The 24,224-nt window shown below is 62.2% G+C and carries 20 protein-coding genes and 5 pseudogenes; 10 read left to right on the top strand and 15 right to left on the bottom strand.

Annotated features, from left to right (window positions below; translation table 11 throughout):
* Positions 1 to 2 precede the first annotated feature (2 nt).
* Together G7066_RS02575 and G7066_RS02570 are read right to left on the bottom strand one after the other, a co-directional pair.
* Positions 3 to 1,103: an ABC transporter permease gene (locus G7066_RS02575; protein WP_244303213.1), complete on the bottom strand. Its 1,101-nt coding sequence runs from the start codon at positions 1,101 to 1,103 to the stop codon at positions 3 to 5.
* On the bottom strand, positions 1,087 to 2,661 hold the full coding sequence (locus G7066_RS02570) for an ABC transporter substrate-binding protein (protein WP_166328804.1): 1,575 nt from the start codon (positions 2,659 to 2,661) through the stop codon (positions 1,087 to 1,089). Before G7066_RS02570 ends, G7066_RS02575 begins: the two co-directional genes overlap by 17 nt.
* A 169-nt stretch (positions 2,662 to 2,830) precedes the next feature.
* Here G7066_RS02570 and G7066_RS02565 point away from each other — a divergent pair, with 169 nt between their 5' ends.
* Positions 2,831 to 3,433 carry an Lrp/AsnC family transcriptional regulator gene (locus tag G7066_RS02565; RefSeq protein ID WP_166328802.1) on the top strand — a complete coding sequence of 201 codons (603 nt, stop codon included), beginning with the start codon at positions 2,831 to 2,833 and terminating at the stop codon, positions 3,431 to 3,433.
* Here the strand turns inward: G7066_RS02565 and G7066_RS18085 are convergent.
* Positions 3,318 to 3,641, bottom strand: a complete 324-nt coding sequence (locus G7066_RS18085; protein ID WP_482793361.1) for an avidin-fold protein — start codon at positions 3,639 to 3,641, stop codon at positions 3,318 to 3,320. The genes G7066_RS02565 and G7066_RS18085 overlap by 116 nt on opposite strands.
* On the opposite strand from G7066_RS18085, the gene G7066_RS16810 reads away from it, so the two are divergent.
* Together G7066_RS16810 and G7066_RS02560 are read left to right on the top strand one after the other, a co-directional pair.
* Entirely contained in the window at positions 3,598 to 3,720 is a 123-nt protein-coding gene (locus G7066_RS16810) for a hypothetical protein (RefSeq protein ID WP_280116205.1), read from the top strand. The genes G7066_RS18085 and G7066_RS16810 overlap by 44 nt on opposite strands.
* Positions 3,721 to 3,837: 117 nt before the next feature.
* Positions 3,838 to 4,800, top strand: coding sequence for an alpha/beta hydrolase (locus G7066_RS02560; protein ID WP_166328800.1), 963 nt, complete (start codon positions 3,838 to 3,840; stop codon positions 4,798 to 4,800).
* A 112-nt stretch (positions 4,801 to 4,912) separates the two neighbouring features.
* On the opposite strand, the pseudogene G7066_RS02555 reads toward G7066_RS02560, so the two are convergent.
* The 5 genes and pseudogenes from G7066_RS02555 to lysA form a co-directional block, all read right to left on the bottom strand.
* A pseudogene (locus G7066_RS02555) lies at positions 4,913 to 5,724 on the bottom strand (amino acid ABC transporter ATP-binding protein).
* Positions 5,721 to 6,713, bottom strand: a complete 993-nt coding sequence (locus G7066_RS02550; protein ID WP_166328798.1) for an amino acid ABC transporter permease — start codon at positions 6,711 to 6,713, stop codon at positions 5,721 to 5,723. Before G7066_RS02550 ends, G7066_RS02555 begins: the two are co-directional and overlap by 4 nt.
* Before the next feature lie 124 nt (positions 6,714 to 6,837).
* On the bottom strand, positions 6,838 to 7,104 hold the full coding sequence (locus G7066_RS17285) for a hypothetical protein (RefSeq protein WP_341873843.1): 267 nt from the start codon (positions 7,102 to 7,104) through the stop codon (positions 6,838 to 6,840).
* Entirely contained in the window at positions 7,062 to 7,637 is a 576-nt protein-coding gene (locus G7066_RS17280) for a transporter substrate-binding domain-containing protein (protein ID WP_341873842.1), read from the bottom strand. The genes G7066_RS17285 and G7066_RS17280 overlap by 43 nt, the downstream gene beginning before the upstream one ends.
* A 38-nt stretch (positions 7,638 to 7,675) precedes the next feature.
* Positions 7,676 to 9,000, bottom strand: a pseudogene (gene lysA / locus G7066_RS17705) (diaminopimelate decarboxylase).
* A 131-nt stretch (positions 9,001 to 9,131) separates the two neighbouring features.
* Between lysA and G7066_RS15555 the strand changes: the two are divergent.
* From G7066_RS15555 to G7066_RS02530, 3 genes are all read left to right on the top strand, one after another.
* A complete protein-coding gene (locus G7066_RS15555; protein ID WP_244303211.1) occupies positions 9,132 to 9,893 on the top strand; it encodes a hypothetical protein in 762 nt (253 codons plus the stop codon).
* Entirely contained in the window at positions 9,857 to 10,729 is an 873-nt protein-coding gene (locus G7066_RS15550) for a PucR family transcriptional regulator (protein ID WP_244303209.1), read from the top strand. Before G7066_RS15555 ends, G7066_RS15550 begins: the two co-directional genes overlap by 37 nt.
* Positions 10,730 to 10,799: 70 nt before the next feature.
* Entirely contained in the window at positions 10,800 to 11,615 is an 816-nt protein-coding gene (locus G7066_RS02530) for a Sir2 family NAD-dependent protein deacetylase (RefSeq protein WP_166328796.1), read from the top strand.
* A gap of 5 nt (positions 11,616 to 11,620) precedes the next feature.
* Here the strand turns inward: G7066_RS02530 and G7066_RS02525 are convergent, their stop codons facing one another.
* The 3 genes and pseudogenes from G7066_RS02525 to G7066_RS02515 all read right to left on the bottom strand — a co-directional run bounded on the left by G7066_RS02525 (position 11,621) and on the right by G7066_RS02515 (position 16,256).
* On the bottom strand, positions 11,621 to 12,244 hold the full coding sequence (locus G7066_RS02525) for a hypothetical protein (RefSeq protein WP_166328794.1): 624 nt from the start codon (positions 12,242 to 12,244) through the stop codon (positions 11,621 to 11,623).
* A 381-nt stretch (positions 12,245 to 12,625) separates the two neighbouring features.
* Positions 12,626 to 14,445, bottom strand: a pseudogene (locus tag G7066_RS02520) (ABC transporter ATP-binding protein).
* A complete protein-coding gene (locus G7066_RS02515; protein WP_166328792.1) occupies positions 14,442 to 16,256 on the bottom strand; it encodes an ABC transporter ATP-binding protein in 1,815 nt (604 codons plus the stop codon). Before G7066_RS02515 ends, G7066_RS02520 begins: the two are co-directional and overlap by 4 nt.
* 422 nt (positions 16,257 to 16,678) lie before the next feature.
* Here G7066_RS02515 and G7066_RS02510 point away from each other — a divergent pair, with 422 nt between their 5' ends.
* The 4 genes from G7066_RS02510 (at position 16,679) to G7066_RS16800 (ending at position 19,652) form a co-directional block, all read left to right on the top strand.
* Positions 16,679 to 17,890: a sensor histidine kinase gene (locus G7066_RS02510; protein WP_166328790.1), complete on the top strand. Its 1,212-nt coding sequence runs from the start codon at positions 16,679 to 16,681 to the stop codon at positions 17,888 to 17,890.
* Positions 17,887 to 18,558 (top strand): response regulator, encoded by a 672-nt coding sequence (locus tag G7066_RS02505; RefSeq protein WP_166328788.1) that lies wholly within the window; start codon positions 17,887 to 17,889, stop codon positions 18,556 to 18,558. Before G7066_RS02510 ends, G7066_RS02505 begins: the two co-directional genes overlap by 4 nt.
* Before the next feature lie 102 nt (positions 18,559 to 18,660).
* On the top strand, positions 18,661 to 19,146 hold the full coding sequence (locus G7066_RS16805) for an acyltransferase family protein (protein WP_166328786.1): 486 nt from the start codon (positions 18,661 to 18,663) through the stop codon (positions 19,144 to 19,146).
* Entirely contained in the window at positions 19,035 to 19,652 is a 618-nt protein-coding gene (locus G7066_RS16800; protein ID WP_341873903.1) for an acyltransferase family protein, read from the top strand. Before G7066_RS16805 ends, G7066_RS16800 begins: the two co-directional genes overlap by 112 nt.
* A gap of 269 nt (positions 19,653 to 19,921) precedes the next feature.
* Here the strand turns inward: G7066_RS16800 and G7066_RS02490 are convergent.
* The 4 genes and pseudogenes from G7066_RS02490 to G7066_RS17700 all read right to left on the bottom strand — a co-directional run bounded on the left by G7066_RS02490 (position 19,922) and on the right by G7066_RS17700 (position 24,092).
* A pseudogene (locus G7066_RS02490) lies at positions 19,922 to 21,294 on the bottom strand (ferredoxin--NADP reductase domain-containing protein).
* Positions 21,295 to 21,374: 80 nt separating this feature from the next.
* Positions 21,375 to 22,387, bottom strand: a pseudogene (locus G7066_RS02485) (polyprenyl synthetase family protein).
* A 41-nt stretch (positions 22,388 to 22,428) separates the two neighbouring features.
* Positions 22,429 to 23,385, bottom strand: a complete 957-nt coding sequence (gene ubiE / locus G7066_RS02480; protein ID WP_166328784.1) for a bifunctional demethylmenaquinone methyltransferase/2-methoxy-6-polyprenyl-1,4-benzoquinol methylase UbiE — start codon at positions 23,383 to 23,385, stop codon at positions 22,429 to 22,431.
* Between the two features lie 203 nt (positions 23,386 to 23,588).
* Positions 23,589 to 24,092 carry an ArsR/SmtB family transcription factor gene (locus G7066_RS17700; RefSeq protein ID WP_425280784.1) on the bottom strand — a complete coding sequence of 168 codons (504 nt, stop codon included), beginning with the start codon at positions 24,090 to 24,092 and terminating at the stop codon, positions 23,589 to 23,591.
* Positions 24,093 to 24,224: the final 132 nt, after the last annotated feature.

Genomic DNA, 24,224 nt, shown 5'->3' with positions numbered 1-24,224 from the left:
GCTCACGCGGCCCTCACTCTCGGGTCGATAACCCCGTACAGCACGTCAACGAGAAAGTTGAGTCCGATGTAGACGACGCCAACAATCAGGCCAACACCCATGATCGCGGGAAGGTCGAGTTTGGTCGCGGCGGCAAACGAGTACTCACCAAGACCGTGCCACGAGTACACCTTTTCCACCAAAACAGTCCCCGACAACAGCGAGCCAAACGCAAGCCCGAGAACAGTGATGATGGGCACCATCGCGGCGCGTAGCACGTAGCCGAACACGACGGTGCGTCGGGGTAGCCCTTTCGCGGTCGCGGCCTTCACATAGTCCATGTCGAGCACCTCAAGCACCGCCGAGCGCGCAAAGCGTGTCAGCAAGCCGATCGTAAACAGCGCGAGCACCGAGGCGGGAAGCACGAGGTGATAGATCGCGTCCCAGAAGGTGGCGAACTGCCCCGAGAGCAGCGAGTCGACCGTGTAGAGGCCCGTCACGTGCGGCGGCGCCACCGCAGTGGGCGAGAGCCTGCCGGAGCCGGGGAATATCCCGAGCTGAAAGAAAAACACGTAGTACACCACGAGCGCCAGCCAGAACGTTGGCCACGACAGACCGATCAGGCTGACAACTCGAATGATCTGGTCGACCAGGGTGCGGCGTTTGAGGGCTGCCCAGAGCCCGAGCCCGATTCCGATCAGGGCAGAGAATAGGATCGCCGAGAGCGCCAACTCGATCGTTGCCGGGAAGGCAGCGGCGAGTTCATCAGCAACGGGAGCGCGGGTCTGCGTTGAGACGCCAAGATCCCCCTGCAGCACATTGCCGAGATAGGTGAAGTACTGCGCCACGAGCGGCTGGTCGAGGCCGTTTTCGGCGCGGAACTTCGCAACGATTTCGGGATCCGCCGCCGCCTGCTCGCCAAGCGCGGCCTGTACGGGATCTGCCGGCACGAGGTTGGTCAGCGTGAAGGTGACGAGCGTCACCCCGAACATCAGCAGCACCGTGAGCGCGAGCCGGATGCCGACGTAGCGAGCGAACGGCGGGATCCCCCGCCGTTCGCTGCGCTCAGCCGTCCGAACCGCGACAGTGCTATCTATTGCGGTGCCGCTACTTGATGAGGGCAAGATCCACTGTCCACACGGGGTTCGTCACCACGGACTTGATCTGCGGCGACGTCACGACGTTCTGGGCAGGCTGCAGCAGCGGTACGAACGGACCACTCGCGTTGAGCTGCTTCTGCAGGGCCTCGTAGGCTGCCGCGCGTCCGTCACCGGTTGCGGCCTTGGCCGCGCCAGCTAGCTCGGTGACCTTCGGGTCGGCACCGGCCGCCCAGCCAGCGCGAAGGCCCACAAGCTCACCCGGGGTAAACACGAGGTAGTTGGAGGGGTCCGGAAAATCGGGGCCCCAGTACCACAGGCCCATTTCTTCTTTGCCGTTGCGGTACGAGTCGAGCTCCGTGGCAACGGGCGCTGGTGCGAGGGTGACGGTGATCCCGACCTCATTGAGCTGCGCCTGCACAGCCTCAGCGACGTTCTGCAGCGAGAGCCCCTGCACAGTAATGTCGTTTGGGTAGCTCAGCGTGACCTTCTCGCCGGAGTACCCTGAGGCTGAGAGCGCTTTCTTCGCTGCCGCGACGTCTCGCTGGTTGCCCTGCGCTGCGTCGAGCGCACCAACAAAGATCGAGGGGATCGGGCCACCGGGGCGCACGGATCCCTTGCCAGCCAGGTCAACGATCTTGTCGTAGTCGAGCCCTAGCTTGACGGCCTTGTCGAATTCGGCGTTGCTGGTGATTTCACTGACTTCGGGGCTCTGGTTCAGCAGCAGGAAGATCATGTAGCGCGAGGGGTTGTTAGTCACCGTGACGTCTGCGTTTGCGAGTTCTGCGACTTGGTCGGGGTTCAGGTCGAGCGCAACCTGCGACTCGCCCTTCTCAACGTTCAGCTTCTGGGTGGGGCCCTCAACGTTGCGCAGCACAATACGGTCGTGCGCGGGCTTCTCGCCTGTGTACTCAGGGTTGGCCTTCAGCACGACCTGCGCCGCAGCGTCAAACGACTCGAGCGTGTAGGGGCCGGATCCCGCCGAGGTTTTGTTGAGAAAAGATTCGGCAGCATCTTTGTCGTCGGCCGAGCCGCCGTTTGCTTCGACAACCTTTTGGTTCACGACACTCAAGGCTGGGTTCGGCAGAATGAAGGGCAATGCAGGGTTCGCTTCAACCGAGGTCAAGGTGAGGGTGTCGTCACCGGTCTTCTCGATAGTCACTCCGTCGAGCAAGAACGAGGGGTTGCCCTTGATGCCCTGCACGCGCTTCAGCGAGAAGACAGCGTCGTCAACGGTCAGGTCGGACCCATCGGAGAACTTCGCACCCGGTTTCATCGTGAGAGTGAGAACGGTGTTGTCGTCGTTCATCTTGTAGCTGGCCAGCCCGTCAACGGGCTTGGTCACATCGCTACCGTCAAAGGTGAGGAGCGTCTGGTAGAGCGCGTGGGCCAGGATCGACCCCGTCGTCTCGTACTCGCGGTTTGGGTCGGCGGTCTTCAGGTCGAAGGATGCGTCTACGACGATTGAGGATGCCGCGCCTCCCCCGCCACCGTTCTGAGGCGCGTTTGAACAGCCAGAAAGCAGAAGCACGGACGCCGTGGCCAGAGCGGCGAAGGCAGAAAAGCGTTTCGTCGAAATCTTCATTGGGGACTCCTCGGCGTCAGCCGTCGTTGGATAACTCTTTACAGAAACTACGTTATCCGCAATTATTGTGTCAACTCTTCCCGAAATACGCACTTTATGTCCATTTGTTTCAGCGCATGCAAACGATTTGTCCTAAATTTACGAGCAAAACTCGATCAACGGAGACAGAATGCAACTCGACGACACGCACATCCGCATGATCGACCTGCTCCGTGAGAACGGACGTCTGTCGATTGCCGCACTTGCGGAGAAACTCGACATCTCAAGATCCAACGCCTACCAGCGTTACGACTGGCTCATCGAATCAGGGGTCATTACGGGTTTTACCGCGACCCTCGATTTTCACGCGGCGGGCTTCGGGGTGGCGGCACTGGTCTTTGTGTCAATCGAGCAACAGCGCTGGGCTGAGTTCCGCGAATTGCTGCCCTCGGTACCCGAATTGGAGTACTTCGCCGTCACCGCGGGCCCCCACGACGGCATGTTGCTCGTGCGGGCCGCCGATGTCGCCGCGATTCACGAGCTAGTAACATCGACCCTCGCGCAGTGGCCGTGCATCAAAGACACCGAAACTATCTTTCTCATGGACGAGCAGTGGGACCGTGTCAGCCTCGGGCGGGGCTTGCCGGACGGGTTGCTCGGCGGCCCTTCGAGCAGGATCAGGCTTGACTGCCGACCTGTTCGACCTCGCGGCAGAAGCTCAGGGCTGGTGATCCGTCGCTCGAGGCGTAGAACTCCGTCAGGCGGAGCCCCTCGCCAGGCACCCGCGAAATGATGGTCACGGCATTGCCGTGCACGAGGTTGCCGTTAACTGAGCGGTGGTTGTACGACAGCCGAACGGTGTCGCCCTCTCTTACTCCCGCGAATCTTCCTTCAACGACCGTGTCTCCTGTGTATTCGCCCCACAACACACCATCGGCCTCGTGATAATTGAAACGCGTGGGGCTGACTGCGTCGACGCTGCTGGTGGTCGACGACAGCATCTCGAAGCACACTCCATCGAGCGAGGCGTCGACGCGCTCACCATCGACTGCGGACGGATCTACGGGAATGCTGGCCTGAATCACGGGGCTCCTTTGCTGGTGTTTGCGGCGCTGTGCCGGGTTCGACCCTATCGCTTTGACACCGCACAGCTATCCTTCCGGCGCCACCGCGAGATGGCTCCTGTACATTGAGGGTGTGACGGCACGATTTTCCCGCTCTATTGTTTGGCTTACCTGGGCACGTCTATTGCTGGCAATCGCGGGCCTCGCGGTGGTGATCTGGGCCTGTCTGACCGCCTGGGGTGCCGTGCTTCACGGTCATCCGGCTTACGTGATTGTTCTCTCTGTATCAGCGCTCGGTGCGATGCTTCTTGGCTGGTTCTCTCAGCGCAAGATCCGCCACATTCGCGCGGGCCACAATTCCAAACGCATCGGTGTCTGGGGAGTTATCTGGCGCATTCTCCTCATCTTGCTAGGGGTGATTTGGATCGCGCTCCTTGTCTGGCTAAGGCCATACGTCGCGGTCGAACCCGCCCTGGCGGCGATGCAGTCCGACTCCGCAGTGACCGTCACGGAATCACCCACCGACATCAAACTACGACCCACCAATTCGGTCGACACCACCGGCGTTTTCTTCCAACCTGGTGCCTTGGTCGACGCCCGCGCTTACGCCGCGGTGCTGCGACCGCTCGCCGAGAGCGGCCACACGGTCATCATTGCAAAGCAGCCTCTGGGGATTGCATTCCTGGCCTTGCCCGCCTTTGACAATGCGAGGGCCTCAAACCCTGAAGTCTCTCGCTGGGTCGTGGCGGGCCACTCGCTCGGCGGAACAGTCGCGGCTTTGGAGTCCACCGAGAAGAGCCCCCCTGTTGCTGGCGTCCTGTTCTATGCTTCCTACCCAGCAAATGACATCAGCGGCACAGTGGCAGTTCCAGTCGAGTCCATTTCGGGCACCCGCGACGGACTCGCAACTCCGAAGAAAGTCAGGGCTTCGAAGGCCAACCTCTCCACGGACACTGTCTTCACAACGATCAATGGGCCTCCCACGCTCAGTTCGGCAGCTACGGTCCCCAGCGCGGCGATAACACCCCCACCATCAGCAACGACTACGCCCGCAAACAAATCTCAGACGCCTCCGTCCGATTCGTCGGCTCGCTGAGTAAGTAGAGCTAACTCGCCGGGCCGCTTAGGAGCAGTAATTTTGAAAAACACTGTTCCTAAGCCCGGCAGCACTACCAGATGACCGACCCCAAACAGGATTGACGGCTCCCCTATTTCACACTCTCCAGAAAGTTCTGCGTCCGCTGACGCTGCGGATTATCGAGCACCTCCTCGGGTGGCCCGGCTTCAACAACGACCCCTCCGTCCATAAACACCACCTGATCGGCAACCCCGCGAGCGAAACCGATCTCGTGGGTGACCACGATCATCGTCATCCCGTCGCGGGCGAGTTCGCGCATCACGTCGAGCACGTCTCCGACGAGTTCTGGGTCAAGCGCCGAGGTCGGCTCGTCGAACAGCATGAGCTTGGGCTCCATCGCGAGCGCCCGCGCAATCGCCACGCGCTGCTGCTGCCCGCCCGAGAGTTGCGCCGGGTAGTGTCCGGCGAAGTCGGCCAGCCCCACTCGATCCAGCAAAGCGAGGCCCTGCGCACGAGCAGCCGAGCGACTCCGCCGCACAACACCAACCGGTGCCTCACACACGTTTTCGAGAGCGGTCATGTGCGGGAAAAGGTTGAAGCGTTGAAACACCATGCCGATCCCCTGCCGCTGCTTCGCGATCTGGCGGGGTGTCATCTCGTGGATCTTCGCGCCGGCCTGGCGGTATCCGATCAGCTCACCGTCGACAATGATCCGGCCCCCATCAATACTCTCCAGGTGGTTAATACACCGAAGCAGTGTTGACTTGCCTGATCCCGAAGGCCCGAGCAGCACCGTCACCGTTCCCGAGAGCACAGCGAGCGACACGTCACGCAGCACCTGGTGGGCCCGAAGCTCTTGCGAACCCGCCGAATTTCAACCAGCGACTGGCCGACCGGCACGACACCAGCGTCGACAGGGCCAACAATATCTACAGCACTCATGGCACACTCACAATCTGCGTTTCGGGTGCGGGCTCTGGTCCGGGTTGCCGACGCGCAAGTGCAGCTCGCACGCGCTGCAGCGGCGTGGGCGGAAGGTTGCGGCTACTGCCACGACCGAAACGACGCTCCAGGTAATACTGCGGCACCGACAGCACACTCGTCATAAACAGGTACCACAGGCTGACAACGATCAGCAGCTCAACCTGTTTGAGGTTCGATGACGAGATCATCGAGGCCTGTGTGTACAGCTCCAGCACGGCGATGACCGAGAGCAGCGAGGTGTTCTTCAGCATCGAGATCAGCTCGTTGCCCATTGGTGGAATGATGACGCGCATCGCCTGCGGCAGCAGCACGCGCCGGAATGTGTAGAGCGGCGACATGCCGAGCGAGTAGGCGGCCTCGCGCTGTCCCTCATCAACCGACATCATGCCAGCGCGCACAATCTCCGAAGAGTACGCCGCCTGGTTCAAGGTTAGCGCCAAAAGACCGGCAACAAACGGCGTCACCAGAGCGTTCGTGTCCATCTGCCAGAACACCACGTCGGTCAGCGGAACCCCGAGCGTCACCCGATCAAACAGCAACCCAAGGTAGCCCCACAGCACGATCTGCACGAGCACTGGCGTGCCGCGAAATGCCCACACATAGAACCACGCGACGGTCGTCAGCACGGGGTTTGACGCGAGTCGCATCGCCGCAATCACAATTGCCAGCAGAGTCGACACCACCATCGAGATCACGGTGATCAGGATCGTGAGCCACACACCCTCAAGAATGCGCGGGTCGAACAGAAACTCACCGACAGTGTCGAAGTCAAGGTTCGGGTTGGTTGCAATCACAATCACAAAGCTCACAACCAGCGCGAGTACCGCCACGGCACTCACCCAGCGCCACGGTCGCCGCAGCGGTATCGCGTCAACGTCGTCGTCGGTTGTTAAGTTCGGGATCGGCGCAGCGCTCACAGCGAGGGCTGATCCTGCCTGCCCACTCATGATTCCTTACCCTGGTTGACCTCGGCCGAGTCAACCGCGTAAGCCTCGATATTGTTGCGCTCAAGCACCTTCTGGTAGGTGCCCTCGTCGATGAGGGCTTGCATAGCCTGGCGCACTGCTTCGATCAGTTTGGTCTCATCCTTGAGTATGCCGATGCCGCTGTAGACGGGTTGAAGCCCGCGGGGTTTTCGGGATCACGCACGATCTCAAACGCGTTGCCGTTGTCGGTCGTGGAAACCACGTACTCGGTAACCACCGCGTCGGCGGCGTAGGCCTGGCTCTTGCCTGCCCGCAGGGCGGTCTGCGCGTCGAGGTCGTTTGGCAGTTCCATCACGTTGATGTCACAGTTCATGGCGCGCAGCAGGTCGCCCTGCACGGTCGCCTTCTGCACCGAAACGGTCTTGCCGCACAGGTCCTTCTGCGTCTTGACCTTCTCGGGTTGCCCTTTTTCACCGCGATGGCAAACCCACCGTGGGTGTAATCAACAAAGGAGAGTGTCGCCTGCCGCTCCGGCGTATCGTTCATGCCGCTCATGATGATGTCATTTTTCTTGGCCTGTAGTGACGGGATCACCGAGTCGAAGGCCTGTTTGTTGAGCGAAACGTCGATCCCGAGTTTCTGCCCGATCAAGCGACCAAGCTCGGGGTCAAACCCAATCTCGCGGTTGTTGTCGTCGTACATCGCCATGGGCGGGAATGGAATGTCGACCGCGATGTTGATTTTGCCCGCCTTCACGATGTTCTCGGGGAGAAGCTTGGTGAGCGCGGGGTCAGCGGTGGTGCTGATTTCGTCGCCGGTCGGCAGGTTAGCCCCGGCGGCTTTAGCCGTATCGCCGCCGCCTGATCCTGAACAACCGCTCAGCAGGAGGGCGAGTGCGGCCCCCGCTGCAACCAGCGCGAACGATGTCTTCTTTGACAGTTTCATTGTGTGTCCTTCAGTGTTGGGTTGAGGATCGAGCGCCGCTAGCGAGCGAGCTCGGCGGCAAATACCGGCTCGTGCAGGGCCAAGAGGTCTTCGTAGGTTTCGCGGCGTGCAACAAGCCTCGACTCGCCGTCGGCGACGAAGACGATCGCGGGCCGCAGGGCACCGTTGTAGTTGTTTGCGAGGGTGTAGGCGTAGGCGCCGGTGACCGGCATAGCAACGAGGTCGTCGGGTTTCGCCGCGGGCAACGGAGCCCCATCAATCAGCAGGTCCCCCGATTCGCACTGCCGCCCGACCAGCTGTACGGTCTCCGTCCACGGCTCCGTCAGCCGGTTCGCGAGCACCGCCTCGTAACGCTGCCCGGTCAGGGCGATGTCGAGTTGGTCAGCCATGCCGCCGTCAACCGCGACGAACACACGACCCGTGTGTTTCACGGTGACGACCCGGTACAGCGTCACCCCGGAGCGCGCAACGAGGGATCGGCCGGGCTCGATCATCAGCTTAGCGTCAGCGGGCAGGTGCTTCTTTGCCGCTTCCACTATCGCATCAAGATACTCCTCAACCGAGGGAGCCTGCTCCTCGTAGGTGTACTTCACACCGAGGCCACCGCCAACGTCGTAGGTGTTGAAGTGCCCCGCTGTGGAAAGCTTTTCGACGGCCTCGGCGAACTGCTCGGTGCCGAGAATCTGCGAACCGATGTGCAGGTGCACACCCTCGAAATCCATCAGCGGGTGCGCCCGCATGCGCTCGATCGCGCGCAGCGCCTGATCCATTGGCAACCCGAACTTCGAGTTGTCGCCACCGGTCGCCTGCGAAGCGTGCGTCACGGCGTCCACGCCGGGGATCACGCGCAGCAGGAGACGCTGGGCCTCGTGAGCAGCCGCTCGAGACGATCGATCTCGTCTTCGTTGTCGACAATGATCGCGCCAATGCGTGCGTCAAGCGCGTCCTGCAGTTCGGCGTCGGTCTTAGCATTGCCGTGAAAGTGCAGGCGCTTGGGGTCAACTCCCGCGGCGAGCGCGAGCTTCAGTTCGCCGCCGCCAGCGACATCAACGGAGAGACCCTCCTCCTGCGCCAGCCGGTACATGCCGACGACCGGCAGGGATTTCGAGGCAAACAGCACCTCTGAGTTTGGCCAGCGTTCACGCATCCCCTCTACGAAGCGGCGGGCCTGGCGGCGCAGCCCCGTCTCGTCGATGATGTGCAGCGGGGTGCCGTAGCGCTCAGCGAGCTCGGTCACGGAGACGCCGCCGACGGTCAAGCTGCCCGCTGCGTCGCAGCCTGCTTCCTCTGGCAAGATGCTCCACAGTTCGCCGAGCCTCGTGCCCTCGAGGCTGGGCTGATTTACCTGGGCCGATGTCGACATCATGTTCTCCGTTCGCGGGTGGGCGGCGCGATCGCAATGAGCACGCGCGGAAGCGCTATTTGCACCGTCGCGAGATAACCCTACGAGCCTTTCGGTCGAAGTTTTTTGTATTTTTTAGATATATTTGCTCCATGAGTGCAGCTATTTCTCTAGTTGAGCCAGCTGAGAATGTCACACTCGGTGAGTTGCTGCTCGCGCTCGGCCCCGACACGGTCACACTGCTGGGACGCGGCGACACAAAGCTCACAGTGCGCGGCACCGATTTCTACGATGCCGTCGAAGAGCTTCGCGAGGATCCCGATACCCTGCTGCTCGCCCCCTCTGCCGCCGAGATGCCGTCCGCGCACATCGCGACTCTTGCGGAGCAAGCCGCCAAGCTGCGCTACTCAGCCATCGCGGTGAAGTGCCACGAGAGCGACGCCACCACCTATGCTGCGATTGCCGAGTCGAGTGGTGTGCCGATCCTGCGAGTGAGCGAGCGTCTCAGCTGGCGTCTGTTCGACGCCTACATTGCCCAGCTGTTGGGTGAGCAGCACCACAGCGAAGACACCCACAGGGATCGCGGAGCAGAGCCGCTCTTTGCGCTCACTAACGAGCTCGCCGAGTTTTTTGGCGGGTCCGTCACCATTGAGGATCTGGGGCGCAGGATCATCGCCTACTCGTCAGTGCCCGGCCAACTCATCGATACGCACCGCACTCAGGGGATCCTGACGCGGCGCGTGCCCGATTCACCGCTCAACGACGACCAGTACCGCACCGTGTTGCGCTCAGATGACCCCATCAAGTACCCCCGCATCGACGACGAGGAACCCCGCGTCACCATCGCCATCCGCGCGGGGCGCTGCCACTCGGCACCGTGTGGGCGATCGACGCCTCGGGCGACGCTCCTCTGACGGACGAACAAGCGCGGCGCATCAGAGCCGCGGCGGTGGTAGCCGCGTCGCACATGCTCGATGACTTTCGGGTGCGAAAGGCGACGCAGATCCCGCGCGAGGATCGCCTCCGCACACTGCTCGACGGCACCAACGTGATGGGATCGGAGCTCGCCGAGCTCGGCATGACCGAGGAGCGCGGGGCCACGCTGCTCGCTTTTTCGCACCCGCAGGCCGAATTACCCACGGTGCCAGCGCAGCTGCGGTCGACCGTGCAGCGCCACCTTGAGCTGTACCGTCCTGAGGCCGTGTCGGTCGTGCGCGGCGGGCGAGTGTATGCGCTCGTTGCCAACGACCCCACCACCGTCGCAACGTCGCTTGCAGAACCACTCATCCCCATTCTTGACCGGCTCATTGGCCCGGGGGTGCTGGTGACGGCTCCCGGTGTTGCGCATCGATCCGCCGAGGTTGCGCCGCTTCGCGACCTGGCTGACCGGCTGTTCGACACGGCTGCACGAGGTGCCATGCTTAGTACCGGGATCGCGGACCGGATACTCACCGTCGAGTCCCTGCGGCCCTTGCTCGTGTTTGAGCGGGCCGCAGCAGTGTTTGCTGAAAGCCCCGAACTGCGCTCGCGGGAGCTCGACCGCATGCTCAACGAAGAACCCCAGCTAGCCGAAACCCTGCGCGTCTGGTGCGGCAGCTTCGGCAATATCGCGCAAACGGCTCGCGCGCTCGGCATCCACGAAAATACTGCGCGGTATCGCCTTCGTCGCGCAAGAGAAAAGTACGGGGTTGACCTCACCGACCCCGACTTTTTGCTCGCAACATGGTTGCAGTTGCGGGCTTCTCGATAATTGGCTCGGCTCGGGAAGCTATTTCGTCGTCTAACGTTGCATCATGTGCAGCTAAAGAGGAGACCACACAATGGGCCACAGCATCACTGAACTCGCCTCACTGTTCGAGGCCGGCCCTGTCGCGGTACTCACGGGCGCAGGGATCAGCACCGACTCCGGTATCCCGGACTATCGAGGTGAGGGATCCCCACCCCGCAACCCCATGAGCATCTCGCAGTTCACAATGGATCCGCAGTACCGCCGCCGCTTCTGGGCGGGGGCGCGCGTTGGGTCTTCCCGGTTTTCAAGCGTCAAGCCCAACGCAGGGCACATCGCCCTCGCGCACCTCGAAGCAGCGGGGCGCAGCAACGGGGTCATCACCCAAAATGTGGATGGCCTGCACCGGCGCGCAGGATCCCGCACCGTTGTCGAACTGCACGGCAGTGGCGGCACGATTCGCTGCACGAACTGCGATTTCCGGGGTAACCGCGACGAGGTGCTGGGCTGGTTCGACGCCCTCAACCCGGGCTACGCCGAGCGGCACGCGGGGGCGCAGATCGCTCCCGACGGTGACGCGGCGGTCGACGAGATCGACTCGGTCGAGGTGCCAGTCTGCCCGGTGTGCGGCGGGATGCTGCGACCCGACGTCGTCTACTTCGGCGAGACCGTGCCAACGAAGGTTTTCGCCGCCGCCGAGGTACTCCTCAATGGGGCCAGCGCGCTGATCCTCGTCGGTACCTCTCTCGCTGTGAACACCGGCGTGCGACTCGTGCACCGTGCTGAGCGGCGCGGGATCCCGGTCGCCGTCATCAACCGAGGCCCGACCGCCGCCGATACCCGCGCCGACGTGCGCCTAGAGGGCGGCACTACCGAGATTTTGACGGAGTTGGTGGCCCGGCTCCGCTAGCCGTCTTACATTTTCGTGTTCCAGTTACGGAGCATCCATCGGAGAAATGCCTGCGAGCCGAGGACGAACCATCCGCTGAGAATAGTCATCACGGCCCACGCGTAAAAGCCCACGGGGTCTTCCATGACACCCGAGAGCTTTGTCACGCGAGAAACGTTGAGCAGTGCAAGCCCTAGACCCAGGGGCATGAGAGTTGAGACGATCATCATGATCCGGCCCGCCTTGCCAATGGTGACGTACTCTGCGGGATGCCACTTGATGATTCCTCCCACGCTCTGCCCGACGATAAGGCTGTCACCTATCCGGTAGTCGGCCTTGATGTATACACGAACGAACTGACTCCAGAACCACACTCGGGCGATATCAAATAGGACGAAAGCGTCGGCCCTCGCTGTTTCAACATCGGGTGCTTCCCAATCGGAAGCCAACTTCCCGAGTCGTCGACGCTTTTCCTTCAACCACCCTGTTTTCGCTGTCTCAAGCGTTGCCGCGTTCCAGTTGCGCACCATCCACCGAAGCTGGGATTGCGTCTTCAGCACGGACCAAAAGAATCCGAACCCAACCAGAGCGCAAATGAGAGTAAAGATGAGATCTCCCACCACGCCGCCCGTGATCTGATTCCCCTCCACGATCATCATTGTCCCGGCGAAAGTAAGAAGGCTCAGGACGAGTGCCCCCTGGCCAGTCCAAATGAGGGAGGTCACTCTTCGAGAGATGTATCTGCTTCGCCCCTCAGCGCTGGCCCTTAAGTAGCTTTTTGCGCTTTCATCGCTCGTGTTTGTGTCATTGATTCCACCGTAAAGCGGGTCGTTAGCCCGATAATTGGCACGGACGATTTTCCGTACGAAGTTAGCTCGAAAGCTGTCGGTCATAGGTACACCTCACGCCAGCCACTCATGCACACAACAATAGCGATGGGCCAACCGCTCAGGGTCAGTTTGGCTGACGGTATTTAGCCAAATACACGATGTCAAACTGACCCGGATCGAGATGACCAAGGGCTCGACGAACTAACCCGCCAGGGTGCTCTGCCACTCGGCGTGCAGCTTCGCGAAACGGCCGCCACTCGCCACCAGAGCCTCGGGGTGCCATCCTCGATCACACGGCCGTGCTCCATCACGAGAACGCGGTCGGCGATCGCCACCGTCGACAGGCGATGCGCGATGATAATCGCCGTGCGATCAGCGAGCAGCCGCTGCAGCGCCTCCTGCACCAGGCGCTCACTGGGCAGGTCGAGCGAAGCGGTCGCCTCGTCGAGGATCAGCACGGCCGGATCCGCGAGAAACGCCCTGGCAAACGAGATCAGCTGGCGCTGCCCCGCCGACACTCTGCCCCCGCGCTTGTTCACGTCGGTGTCGAAGCCGTCTGGCAGCGCGTCGATAAACGCCTCGGCGCCAACGGTGCGGGCCGCCGCACGAATCTCGGCAGCCGTCGCGATGGGCTTTCCGAGCGCAATGTTCTCCGCCACGGTGCCGCTGAACAGGTACGCCTCCTGGGTCACCATCACGATGGCCCGGCGCAGATCCTCGGTGGCGAGCGAGCGCAGGTCAACACCGTCAAGCCGCACCTCACCCGAGGTCGGATCGTAGAACCGCGCCACCAGCTTCGCGAGCGTCGACTTGCCCGCACCGGTTGTGCCAACGAGCGCCACCGTCTGCCCGGCTGGCAATTCGAGCGAGCACTCCGACAGCACCGTGCGCCCGCCGCCGTAGCCGAACTCAACACGATCAAACACGAGCGAACCCCGGGCGCGCGGTAGCGCAACGGGCTGCGCGGGATCCGGAACCGTCGGTTCCTCCTCCAGCACACCCGACACTTTTTCGAGTGCCGCGGCGGCCGACTGATACGAGTTCAAAAACATGGCGACCTCTTCGAGCGGCCCAAAGAAGTTGCGCACGTACAGCACAGCCGCCAGTAGCACCCCGAGCGCCAGAGTGCCCGAGCTGACGCGCAGGGCGCCCCACAGAAGCACAACCGCGATCGTTACGTTCGCAAGCAAAATCAGGCCAGGATCAAGCACCCCGTACAAACGAATCACACGCAGGTTCGTGCGACGATACTCGTCAGAGACCTCGGCAAACGCTTTTGCATTGCGTCGTTCGGTGCGGAATGCCTGCACGGCGCGAATCCCGGTCATCATCTCGACAAACTGCACAATCAAGCGCGCGCTCGCGACCCGGGTACCGCGAAACCCCTTCTGCGACTCGATCACAAACCAGCGCATCAAAATAGCGAGCGGGATTCCCATGCAGATCAGCAGCAGCCCACTCTGCCAGTCAAGCAGGCAGAGCGCGATCACCGTGAAGGTGCCAATCAGCACCGCGTCGATCAGCTCGTTCAGGCTGCCATCAAGCAGCTCCTGAATCGACTCGAGGTCGCTGGTCTGGCGCGAGATGATACGCCCAGAGGTGTAGCCCTCGTGAAATTCGAGGCTGAGCCGCTGCGTGTGGCGAAAAATACGCATGCGCATCTCGAGCATCACTGCCTGGGTGAGGCGGGCGATCAGCACCACGTACCAGCCGACGAGGCCCGCTGCGACGACACCCGACAGCAGAAACGCGAGTGTGATACCAACAGCTGGTACCCAATCGCCCTGGTTGATTGCGCGCGGAAGCGCGTCGTCAATGCCCGTCGCGATCAGCATCGGTCCGATCACTCGCAATCCGGTCGACGCCACCACCACAAAGGCCGTCAGCAGGATCAGCTTACGCAGCGGCTTCAGGATCGAGCCAAGCAGGTGCAGTGAGCGGCGCCGGATCGCCCGACTCTCCGCTTTCGTGTAGTGTTCGCGGTCTTCGCCGCTCGTGCCGCGCACGCTTTCCGGGCTCATGGCCGGTCCTCCGTTGCAATACTGACGGTCAGGTGGCGGTAGTGCGCGCTCGTGCGCAGCAACTCCGCGTGGGTTCCGACGGCTTCAATGCGACCCTCACGCATGACCGCAACGCGGTCGGCCAGGGCGACGGTTGAGGGCCGGTGTGCAACGATCAGCGCCGTCGTATTAGCGAGCACCCGCCTTAGGGCCACCTCGACGAGAGCTTCCGTGTCGACGTCGAGCGCTGAAAGCGGATCATCAAGCACGAGGATCGCGGGTTTCGCCGCCACCACTCGCGCGAGGGCGAGGCGCTGCCGTTGTCCACCGGAGAGGCTCAGCCCTTCCTCACCAACCGCGGTATCGAGACCGTCGGGCAAGTCAAACACAAAACTCGCCTGGGCAACTTCGAGTGCCTCTCGCAGAACCGTGTCCGCTTCGGCGCTGTGCAGTTCGAAGTCGTCGCGCCCGAGCAGCACGTTTTCGCGCACGGTCGACGAAAACAGCACCGGCTCCTCGAACGCGACACCGATGAGGCTGCGCAGTTCCTCTAGGCGCAGCTGACGCACGTCGACTCCATCGATCTCGACGGCGCCGGCGGTGACGTCGTAGAGCCGCGTCGGAAGTGTCGTCAGCGTTGTTTTGCCAGAGCCAGTCACACCGACCAGAGCCATCGTCTCTCCCGGGCGCACCACAAGGTCAAAACCATTGATGATGTCGGTGTCGCCGTCACGCGCGTCCGGGTAGTGGAAGTGCACGTCCCGAAACGCGAGTTCCCCACTCGGGTCTTCGATCGTCTTGGGGTCGGCGGGATCCCGAATGACCACCCGTGAATCGAACACCTCAAACACACGGTCCGTCGCCGTGCGCGTGTCGATCAGGAAGGAGAACAGGAAGCCGAGCGACCCCATCGGCCAGCGCAGTGCCGTCGCCATCGCAAAAAACGCAAACAGCTCACCCACGGTGAGTTCGCTGTGGCTCACCAACCAGATGCCGGTGATCAGGCTCAGCCCCAGCGCGAGCACCGGAACCAGGTCGTACCAGAACCACAGCAAGCCAACCTCGTAGCCCTTTTTGAGTTCGGTGTCGCGCAGGGTTTCGGCCTGCTTCACGAACTTATTGAGCGCGTGGCTGCCACGACCGAATGCTTTCAACACCCTGATGCCGTGCACACTCTCTTCAACGGAGGTAGCGAGGTCGCCGGCCTGATCCTGGCTGCTGCGCGACAGCGTGCCGTAGCGCTGTTCGAACCGGAACCCCACCACCCAAATCGGGATCGAGCACACCACAAACACCACACCGAGCGACCAGTGCCAGCGGAACAGCAGCGCCGTACCAACAACAATCGTGGCCAGGTTGATGAGCAGCAAGATTGAACCAAACGCGAGCCAGCGCCGGATCATGCTGATGTCTTGCATCATGCGGCTCAGCAGCTGGCCCGACTGCCAGCGGTCGTGGAACGCGACGGGCAGGCGCAACAGACGCTCGGTAAAGCTCTGACGCACCGCGTACTCGACCTCGGTCGCCGGTGCGAGTACAAGCACCCGCCTGAAGTAGACGAGCGCGGCCTCTGCGATGCCAAGGCCGAGCACGGCGAGCGTCGCCCACACGATGAGTGAGCGGTCGCCACTGCTGAGTGGGCCGTCAATGACCCACTGCAGCACGAGTGGGATGGCGAGGCTTGCCAAGGCCGCGCCGAGGCCAACAATCAGGCCGCCGATGAGACGGGGCAGGGCGGGCTTGGCGAACGGAAGTAGCCTTGCGAGAGCCTTAAGGGTCAGCTGGCGTTTGGAATTTTTGTGGGCCGCGGAGGCCAGGTGTGAAGAAGTCATGATCCCTGATAGAGCGTGCGCACGCGGGCGCGAGTGTCGATGTGTGGTGGCGACTAAGCGCGAGAGTTCGGCAGAAGGAAGCGACAGATAGTCGCTGTGTACCTAAATGCTGCCGAGCAGGACACTGCCCGGAAGAGTGAATGCGATTGGTAGAGGCAAGTTAATTGATGCCATGATCCACTCCTTTCCGGCTGTTGGGATACCTGGGTAAGCATATCTATACGCTTCCCTGATGCGCAAGCTTGAGTTTTCGAGGATCGGTTTCGCCCCGATCTCGCGCCCCCGTGCCAGAACTCCGTCAATAACCAGAATCCCCCAGCCGCATCTATAAATCGATGGAGTTTGCTGCAATTGGGACGTTCTGGCGGAGGGGGAGGGAGCGGAGCAGGGCAGACACACGCCACGCGCGATACCCTTGCCGCATGAAGGTGCAGTTGCGGCAAGTGCCGTGGGTCTGGGTAGCGGTGTCGGCGGTCGCCATCACCCTGTTTGCGGTCAGCTCCACGCTCGGTGCCACCGTATACAGTTCTCCAGTTGCCCACAGCCTTGGACTCTCGGCTTTGCAGGTCGCTGGAATTGTACTGGTCAACCGCTATCCTCGTTGGGGTATCCTGACCGCCACGGTGGCCACCACCCTCATGGTCGCCCTCAGCAGCACAATCCCACCGGAGGCTCCCTGGCCGATCCCGGTCACGTCCGTCATCGCGATGGTAGTAACCCTCGGGATCGGCACCACTCGTGGCCGATGGCTCACCGCAACGGTGGCGGGCGCGGTCGTTGCGATCGCATCAACGAGCGTGGCTACAGACGTTGGTGCCACAATGCCGCCAGGCCCAATCGTCGCGAACATTACAGTGTTCCTGTCACTCGCTGCCGCGGCGGTGCTGGGCGGCGTAGTGCTGCGCACCGCGATCCTGACCCGCGGTGAGCTACGCGAAGCCCGTGAGGTGTCTGAAGTTGCGCTCGCGCGCCGCGAGATTGTTGAAGAACGCACGCGCATCGCACGCGAGATGCACGACGTGGTCGCGCACGGCATGTCGGTGATTCAGGTGCAGGCGGCGAGCGCACCCTATCGCTACCCCGATATCGGCATCGAGGTGGCCGCCGAGTTTGACGAGCTCGCGGCGACCGCACGCACCGCACTCGCAGAAATGCGCGCGCTGCTCGGGGTGCTTCGCGCAGACGATGACGCCGAACAGGCACCTCAGCCGGGGCTCGCCGAGTTGCCTGATCTAGTGGCGGGGGCGCGCTCGACGCTGCTTGACTCCGTGCTGATCGATAATCTTCCCGAGGACGTACGACAGCGCATGAGCCCCGTGATGGGTCTCACCATTTACCGAGTGGTGCAGGAGTCCCTCAGCAACATCGTGCGCCACGCCCCCGGCACCGAAGCTGAGGTTGAGATCAACTACGAGAGCGCACCGGGGCAGAGTGGTCGCCTACTCATCGGGATTCGCAACTCAAAACCCTCAGAGGTCACCACACACGAGATCGACACGAGCGGCCACGGCATCCGCGGCATGCAAGAGCGAGTGGCGGCCCTCGGCGGCGCACTCAGCACCGCACCCACCGCCGACGGCGGTTTTGCCGTGCTCGCAATCATCCCTCTCAATCTGGAGGCAACCACAGCATGACCGTTTCGATCCTCATCGCCGACGACCAGGGGATGGTGCGGGCGGGCTTCGCCGCGATCCTCGACGCCCAGCCCGATTTTGAAGTTGTCGCGCAGGCGGAAGATGGTGCGGTCGCCGTTGAGCTGTCGCGCAAGCTGCGCCCCGACATCGTGCTGATGGACGTGCGTATGCCCGAAATGAACGGCCTTGAGGCAACAAAACAGTTGATGGATCCTCCCCCGCGCTACGAGTACCGCCCGCGGGTCATCATCTTGACGACCTTCGATATTGATGAGTATGTGCACGACGCCCTCGCAGCAGGTGCCAGTGGCTTCCTGCTCAAGGATGCGCCTCCAGCGGATCTCGTGCAGGCGGTGCGCGTTGTTGCCGCGGGCGAAGCGCTGCTTGCGCCAAGTGTGACCCGTCGACTGCTGGATCGCTTCGCCGCGCACCGCCCACCGAGTGACCGGCATCGGCTGCGGCTCGCCGACCTCACCGAGCGCGAACACGAGATTCTTGTGGGAATTGGTCGTGGCCTGTCGAACGCAGAGATCGCCGCGGAGCTGTTTATTGCCGAGCAGACAGTGAAGACGCACATCACTCGCATCTTCTCGAAACTGCAGCTACGGGATCGGGTGCAGGCTGTCATTCTCGCCTACGACGCCGGGCTGGTAAAGCCCGAACAGTAGCGGGTAGCACCCCAGTAGGGGGTGCATTTGGCTCCGCAGAGTGAAGCGCACAGGTGTTGCAGCGCGAGATGGTTCTTCCATGCTTGATGGAAGGACCCCCGCATGACTCTCGCAGCCCCCGTTTCTGTTCCGGCTTCACGCAGCACCACGACCCGCGAGCGCTCCGTCGACCTCGTGCGCGCGGCCTGCCTGCTCGCGGTGGTTGGGGTGCACGCGCTCATGGTTGGGGTGAGCGTTCAGGGTGGCATCCCGGTGCTAGAGAACGCCCTCGAATCATGGTCTGGTTTCACGGAGTTTTCGTGGTTCGCCCAGATGATGCCGCTGTTCTTCATCCTCGGCGGCTTCGCCTCTGCCACGCACTATCGACGGGTTCGGGCACGCGGCGTCACCCCCTCGGCGTACGTGGCCACTCGACTGTGCCGCCTACTGCCGGCGCCACTCGCTGCGGCCGGGCCACCGTGCTGGCATTGTCTGGGCTGGCGCTCTCGGGGGCGGGTGGTGACATCGTCGCGACGGCGGGGTGGCGGATCAGCCAACCCCTCTGGTTCCTTGGCGTCTACATTCTCTGCTCGGCGTTCGTGCCACTGATGGTCAAGCTGCACGAGCGGGCACCGCGCCTCACGCTCCTGGGTCTGGGGTTCGGGATCGCGAGCGTTGACGCCCTGCGCCTCGCAACAGGCATCGACGCCATCGGTTTTGCAAACCTGTTGTTCGTGTGGCTCGCGGTTCAGCAGCTTGGGTTCTGGCTGGCCGACGGTCGCACCCCGAGCCGCCGCACCACCTGGCTCGCAGTCGCGGGCATCATTGCCCTGATTGCTTTTGGAGCTTCCCCCGCAAACCTGTTCGAGGCGCTCAACCCGCCCACGGCGGCGCTCGCGCTGCTCGGAGTCGTGCAGTTCGCACTGTTTGCGGCACTGCGCCCGAAGCTTGCGGGATGGGCCGAACAGCCCGCTGTGCGTCGCCTCTCAGATGCCCTGAACGGCCACGCGATGACCATCTACTCCTGGCACATGCCGGTCGTTGTGCTGCTCGCGGGGTGCTACTTGTGGCTGGAGAGGCGCTGCCGATCCCGCTCAGCTCGGAGTGGTGGCTGAGCAGGCCCGTGTGGCTCATTGCGTCCGGGGTTGCGGTTGCCGCGGTCGTCGCGGTTGCGGGCAGGATCGAGCACGGGCCGAAGAAGCCCTCGCGCAGTCAGGCGACTCAGGCGAGTCGACCGACCGCACCCGGTGCCGCGTCGACCACGATTTCCGTCAAGCGTGCAACACTCAGTGTCGTGGCCGGAGCCGGCGGGGTACTACTGATCCTCGCCACCACCGGCTCACTCTGGGCCTGGGCCGGCGGCGCCGCGTTGATGGCCTGCGGGTTACTCGCCGCGCGCGATCCTCGTCATGTCGTCTCGCGGAACCACCTTAATGCGGGTGCGCCCCTCAGCCTCGCCAAGACCAAGCTCGTGCGCGTCAAGGCGATGCCAGCCCTCAATCGTCGTGTAAGGCACCTCGCGCGAGCGCAACAGCGCGGGCATCGCATCGGTCTCAGTCGCTTCAGGTTCCCACCACTGCGCACGGTCTTCAAGCAGGCACTCGAGGGTCTCCATCGCGTCCGACTTCGTATGGCCAATCAGGCCAACCGGGCCACGCTTGATCCAGCCGGTCGCGTACACGCCTGGAATCTGATGACCCTCAAGGTCGAGCACGCGACCTTGACTGTTCGGGATCACGCCCGCCGTCTCATCAAACGGGATCTCGTCGAGCGGTGATCCAAAGTATCCGATCGCGCGGTAAAGCGCCTGCATAGGAATAACCTCGAACTCACCGGTGTCGATCACACCGCCGTCGCCGTCGGGCGCGGTGCGCTCGATCTTGAGCCCGGCAACTCGGCCGTCTTCGACCACAACCTCGATTGGTTTCGACCAGAAGTGCATGTGCAGACGGCGCGAAGCGTGCTTGCCACTTTCCTCGCGCTCGCGCTGATCCTGCAGCCACTTGTCCATGACCCGCGTCATGACCAGCACCTGCTTGTTCTTGGCAAGAGTCTCGTCGGCGTAGGCGTCGTCGTGGGCGAAGTCGCGCTCGTCGAGCACCATGTCGACGTCGCGCACCTCGCCGAGCTCGCGCAGCTCGAGCGGTGTGAACTTCACGTACTTCGGGCCGCGGCGACCGAAGAGGTGCAGATCCTGGATCGGGTTCGCTTTCAGACCCTGGTAGACGTTGTCGGGGATCTCAGTGGGCAGAAGATCGTCGGCGTGTTTGATGAGCATGCGCGAGATGTCGAGCGCAACGTTGCCGTTGCCGATCACGCCGACCTCGGCCGCTTCGAGAGGCCAGGTGCGCGGCACGTCAGGGTGACCGTCGAACCAGCTCACGAAATCGGCGGCACCGTAGGATCCGTCCGCTTCAATACCGGGGATTGTGAGCGCAGCATCACGAATCGCACCGGTCGAAAAGATCACCGCGTGGTAGTGGGTCTTCAGGTCTGCGAGCGTAATGTCTTGGCCGTAGCGCACGTTTCCGAAGTAGCGAATCTGGCCACTGTCTAATACGTCGCGCAGTGCGGTGATGATGCCCTTGATGCGCGGGTGGTCAGGAGAAACCCCATAGCGCACGAGACCGTAGGGGCAGGAAGCTGCTCGAACAGGTCGATTTCAACCTCAAAGTCACGCTCCGCCTTCAGCAGCAGATCAGCCGCGTAGATACCGGCCGGGCCCGCGCCTACAATTGCGAGTCGCATCTTGCTCATTACTGTTCCTTCCGTTCCCACAAGCGGTATTCTCCGTGGGGAAGTGTCACTGATTTCTGCGTATTCTTGAGCGGTGTACGCTAGCCCTCGCGAGTCACTATGGACTCTGCCATCCGCTCGAGCGCGCGCTTCACGGATGACTTTGGCAGCACGTCAAGCGCACCAACCGCTTCCTCAGCCCAGCGGCGAGCAGCCGCCTCAGTTTCACGTGTAACATCGTGCTCCCGCAGCGCTGTCACCTCGGGGTCCAGCAAAGCAGGGTCTGCGCCGGCGGCAATCGCGTCGACTCCCGCGTCGATGCTCGCCAGTAACTCGGCATCCGCTCCGTTGCCCGCGGCCGCGCTGTCGCGAAGCAGCAAGAGCGGCAGGGTGGCAACGCCCGCACGCAGATCGGTGCCTGCCCGCTTGCCAGTCTGTTCCTTCTTAGGCGAAAGATCAATCACATCGTCAATGAGCTGGAAGGCCACGCCGATCCGCTCGCCGTATTCCATAACAGGATCGGCATATTCGATTGGTGCCTCACCAAACATGACCCCATACGCGCCGCGCACGCGATCAACGCACCGGTCTTGTCAGCCAGCACCTGCAGGTAGTGCGGGATCGGCTCATCACCCGGCTGCGGTCCAACCGTTTCGTGCAGCTGCCCGAGACAGAGCCGCTCAAAGGTGCGCGCCTGCAGCAGGATGGCTTCTTCACCCATGCCCGAGACAAGTGTCGAGGCGCGAGCAAACAGCAGATCTCCGGCGAGGATCGCGATCGAGTTCGACCACACGGTCTGCGCGGCCGGGACTCCACGACGCAGCTTCGCGTCATCCATCACGTCGTCGTGGTACAGCGAAGCAAGGTGGGTAATTTCAACGGCCTGCGCAGCGCGGCGCACCAGTTCGTTCGGGCCATTACCCAGCTCACTCGCGAGAAGTGTCAGCATCGGTCGGATGCGCTTGCCACCGGCGTTCAGCAGGTAGCGCGCCGGAACATCGGCAACGGGCGAGGCAAACGTGAGGTTTTCGAGCAGCCCAGCTTCAACAAGTTCAAGTTCGGCCTGCAGCGCCTTCGCATGGCGACGATCCTGCACCCCTCTGAAAAGATTCATGGGGAGCGCCTGAGTTGCGGTGTCCTCAGCGATGTGACGGTTCACTTCTTCTCTCCATCACTCGGCTTCGTGGGTGCTGGTTTTGCTTTGGGCGCGGCTGGCTTGGCTGCAGCATCTGGTTTCGTGGTCTTGGGCTTTGCCGCAGCAGGTTTCGCAGTGGCTGCTTTTGGCTTTGCGGCGGTGGACTTGGGCTTTGTGGTTGCGGCCTTTGGTTTCGCGGACGCCGCCTTAGGCTTCGAGGCAGTTTTTGGTTTCGCAGCCGGCGCAGCCGCAACAGGCTTCGGTGCCTCACGCGGCACAAATCCACGGTGCAATGCGACCACACCAAAGGTCAGGTTGCGATAGGCGACACGCTCGAATCCCGCATCGCGCAGCCATGCCGCAAGCTCTTCTTGAGCGGGCCAAGCTTCGATCGACTCGTTGAGGTAGCGATACGCTTCAGCAGCATTCTTGTTAATGGCTCCCGCGATCCTGGGAAGAACGTGGCGTGAGTAGACACCGTAGGGAGCGCGGATCAGCGATGACGGCGGCGTCGAAAACTCCGCGACCACAACACGACCGCCCGGCTTCACCACACGGTACATCTCGGCAAGCGCCTTCTTTGGGTCATTGACGTTGCGCAGCCCATACGAAATTGTGACGGCATCGAAGCTGTCGTCCTCGAAGGGAAGATCAGTTGCGTCAGCCCACACAAACTCAATCAGTGGATTGCCAGCGTGACGCTTGCGCCCCTCTGCGAGCATACCCTCGGAGAAATCTGCGGCCACGACCTCTGCACCGTGTGCGGCAAGCGCGGCCGACGAGGTTCCAGTGCCCGCGGCCAGGTCAAGGATCCGCATTCCCTTGCGCGGTCCGATAGCCTTCGTCGCGGCGATGCGCCAGAGCCGGTCACTGCCAACCGTGAGCACATCGTTAATGAGGTCATAGCGAGGGGAAACCTCATCGAACATCGCCGAAACTTCGGCTGCACGTTTGGTTTCAGTGTCGGGACGAGTCACCCCTATATGCTAGCCCGTCCAGCCTCCGAGCATCCTTGGGTCTTCACCCTTGGCACGCCGTGTCCGACCGATGACACGCGTAACTCACTTTCCCGGTGCGTGTATGCCCAGTTGTTTTTCCAGCTCTCTGTAACCAAGCTCTGTTACTCGAAGCACACGGGGAGAACTTCCCTCTACTAACCAGTCAAGCGTGAGGAACCGTTTCAGTAGCACGGCCCCAACCCACCGGCAAGGTGGTCCAGTCTTTCTGTCCAGTCGAGACAGTAGCGAACAATCGGGCGACGAGAGCCGCGAACCGCCTCGACGTCAACACCTATTGACGCACACCATTCAGCCCCTTCCCGAGTGAGGAACTCCGCAGTGAGAAATCGACGTGCTCTCAAAGCAGCCAAAAGCAACACACCGAGTTCCCCGGCCAAGTGATCATAACAAGTTCTTGCTGCACGCATTTCGTGATTTCTTGATACGGCGCTCAACGAAGATCTTGGTGCTGTTGGCACAGTCAGGAGCGATAACTTCTCGAGCAGCTCAGAGACACTCGGATCTTTCAGACGCAAGTAACGATGTCGACCGGCACGCCGCTCTTCCAAGAGCCCACTACCCACAAGCACATGAAGATGCTCCGAGGCAGTTGAGTTCGCTACTCCGGCATACCTTGCCAACTCTGTTGCAGTCCATGCTCTACCGTCGAGCAATCCAATCAACATCGTCGCCCGACTAGTGTCAGCGATGACGCTCGCTACTTTCGCCAGGGCTGCACCGTCTGCACGATCATCCATCCTTCGATTCTCTCGCACGCACAGTTCGACGACGACCGAAGTAAGTTCGTCAGAGGATAG

The sequence above is a fragment of the Leucobacter coleopterorum genome, assembly GCF_011382985.1.
Lineage (GTDB): Bacteria > Actinomycetota > Actinomycetes > Actinomycetales > Microbacteriaceae > Leucobacter > Leucobacter coleopterorum.
The sequence above is the reverse complement of the archived record's forward strand: the minus strand, read 5'-3'. Positions and strand labels throughout refer to the sequence as shown.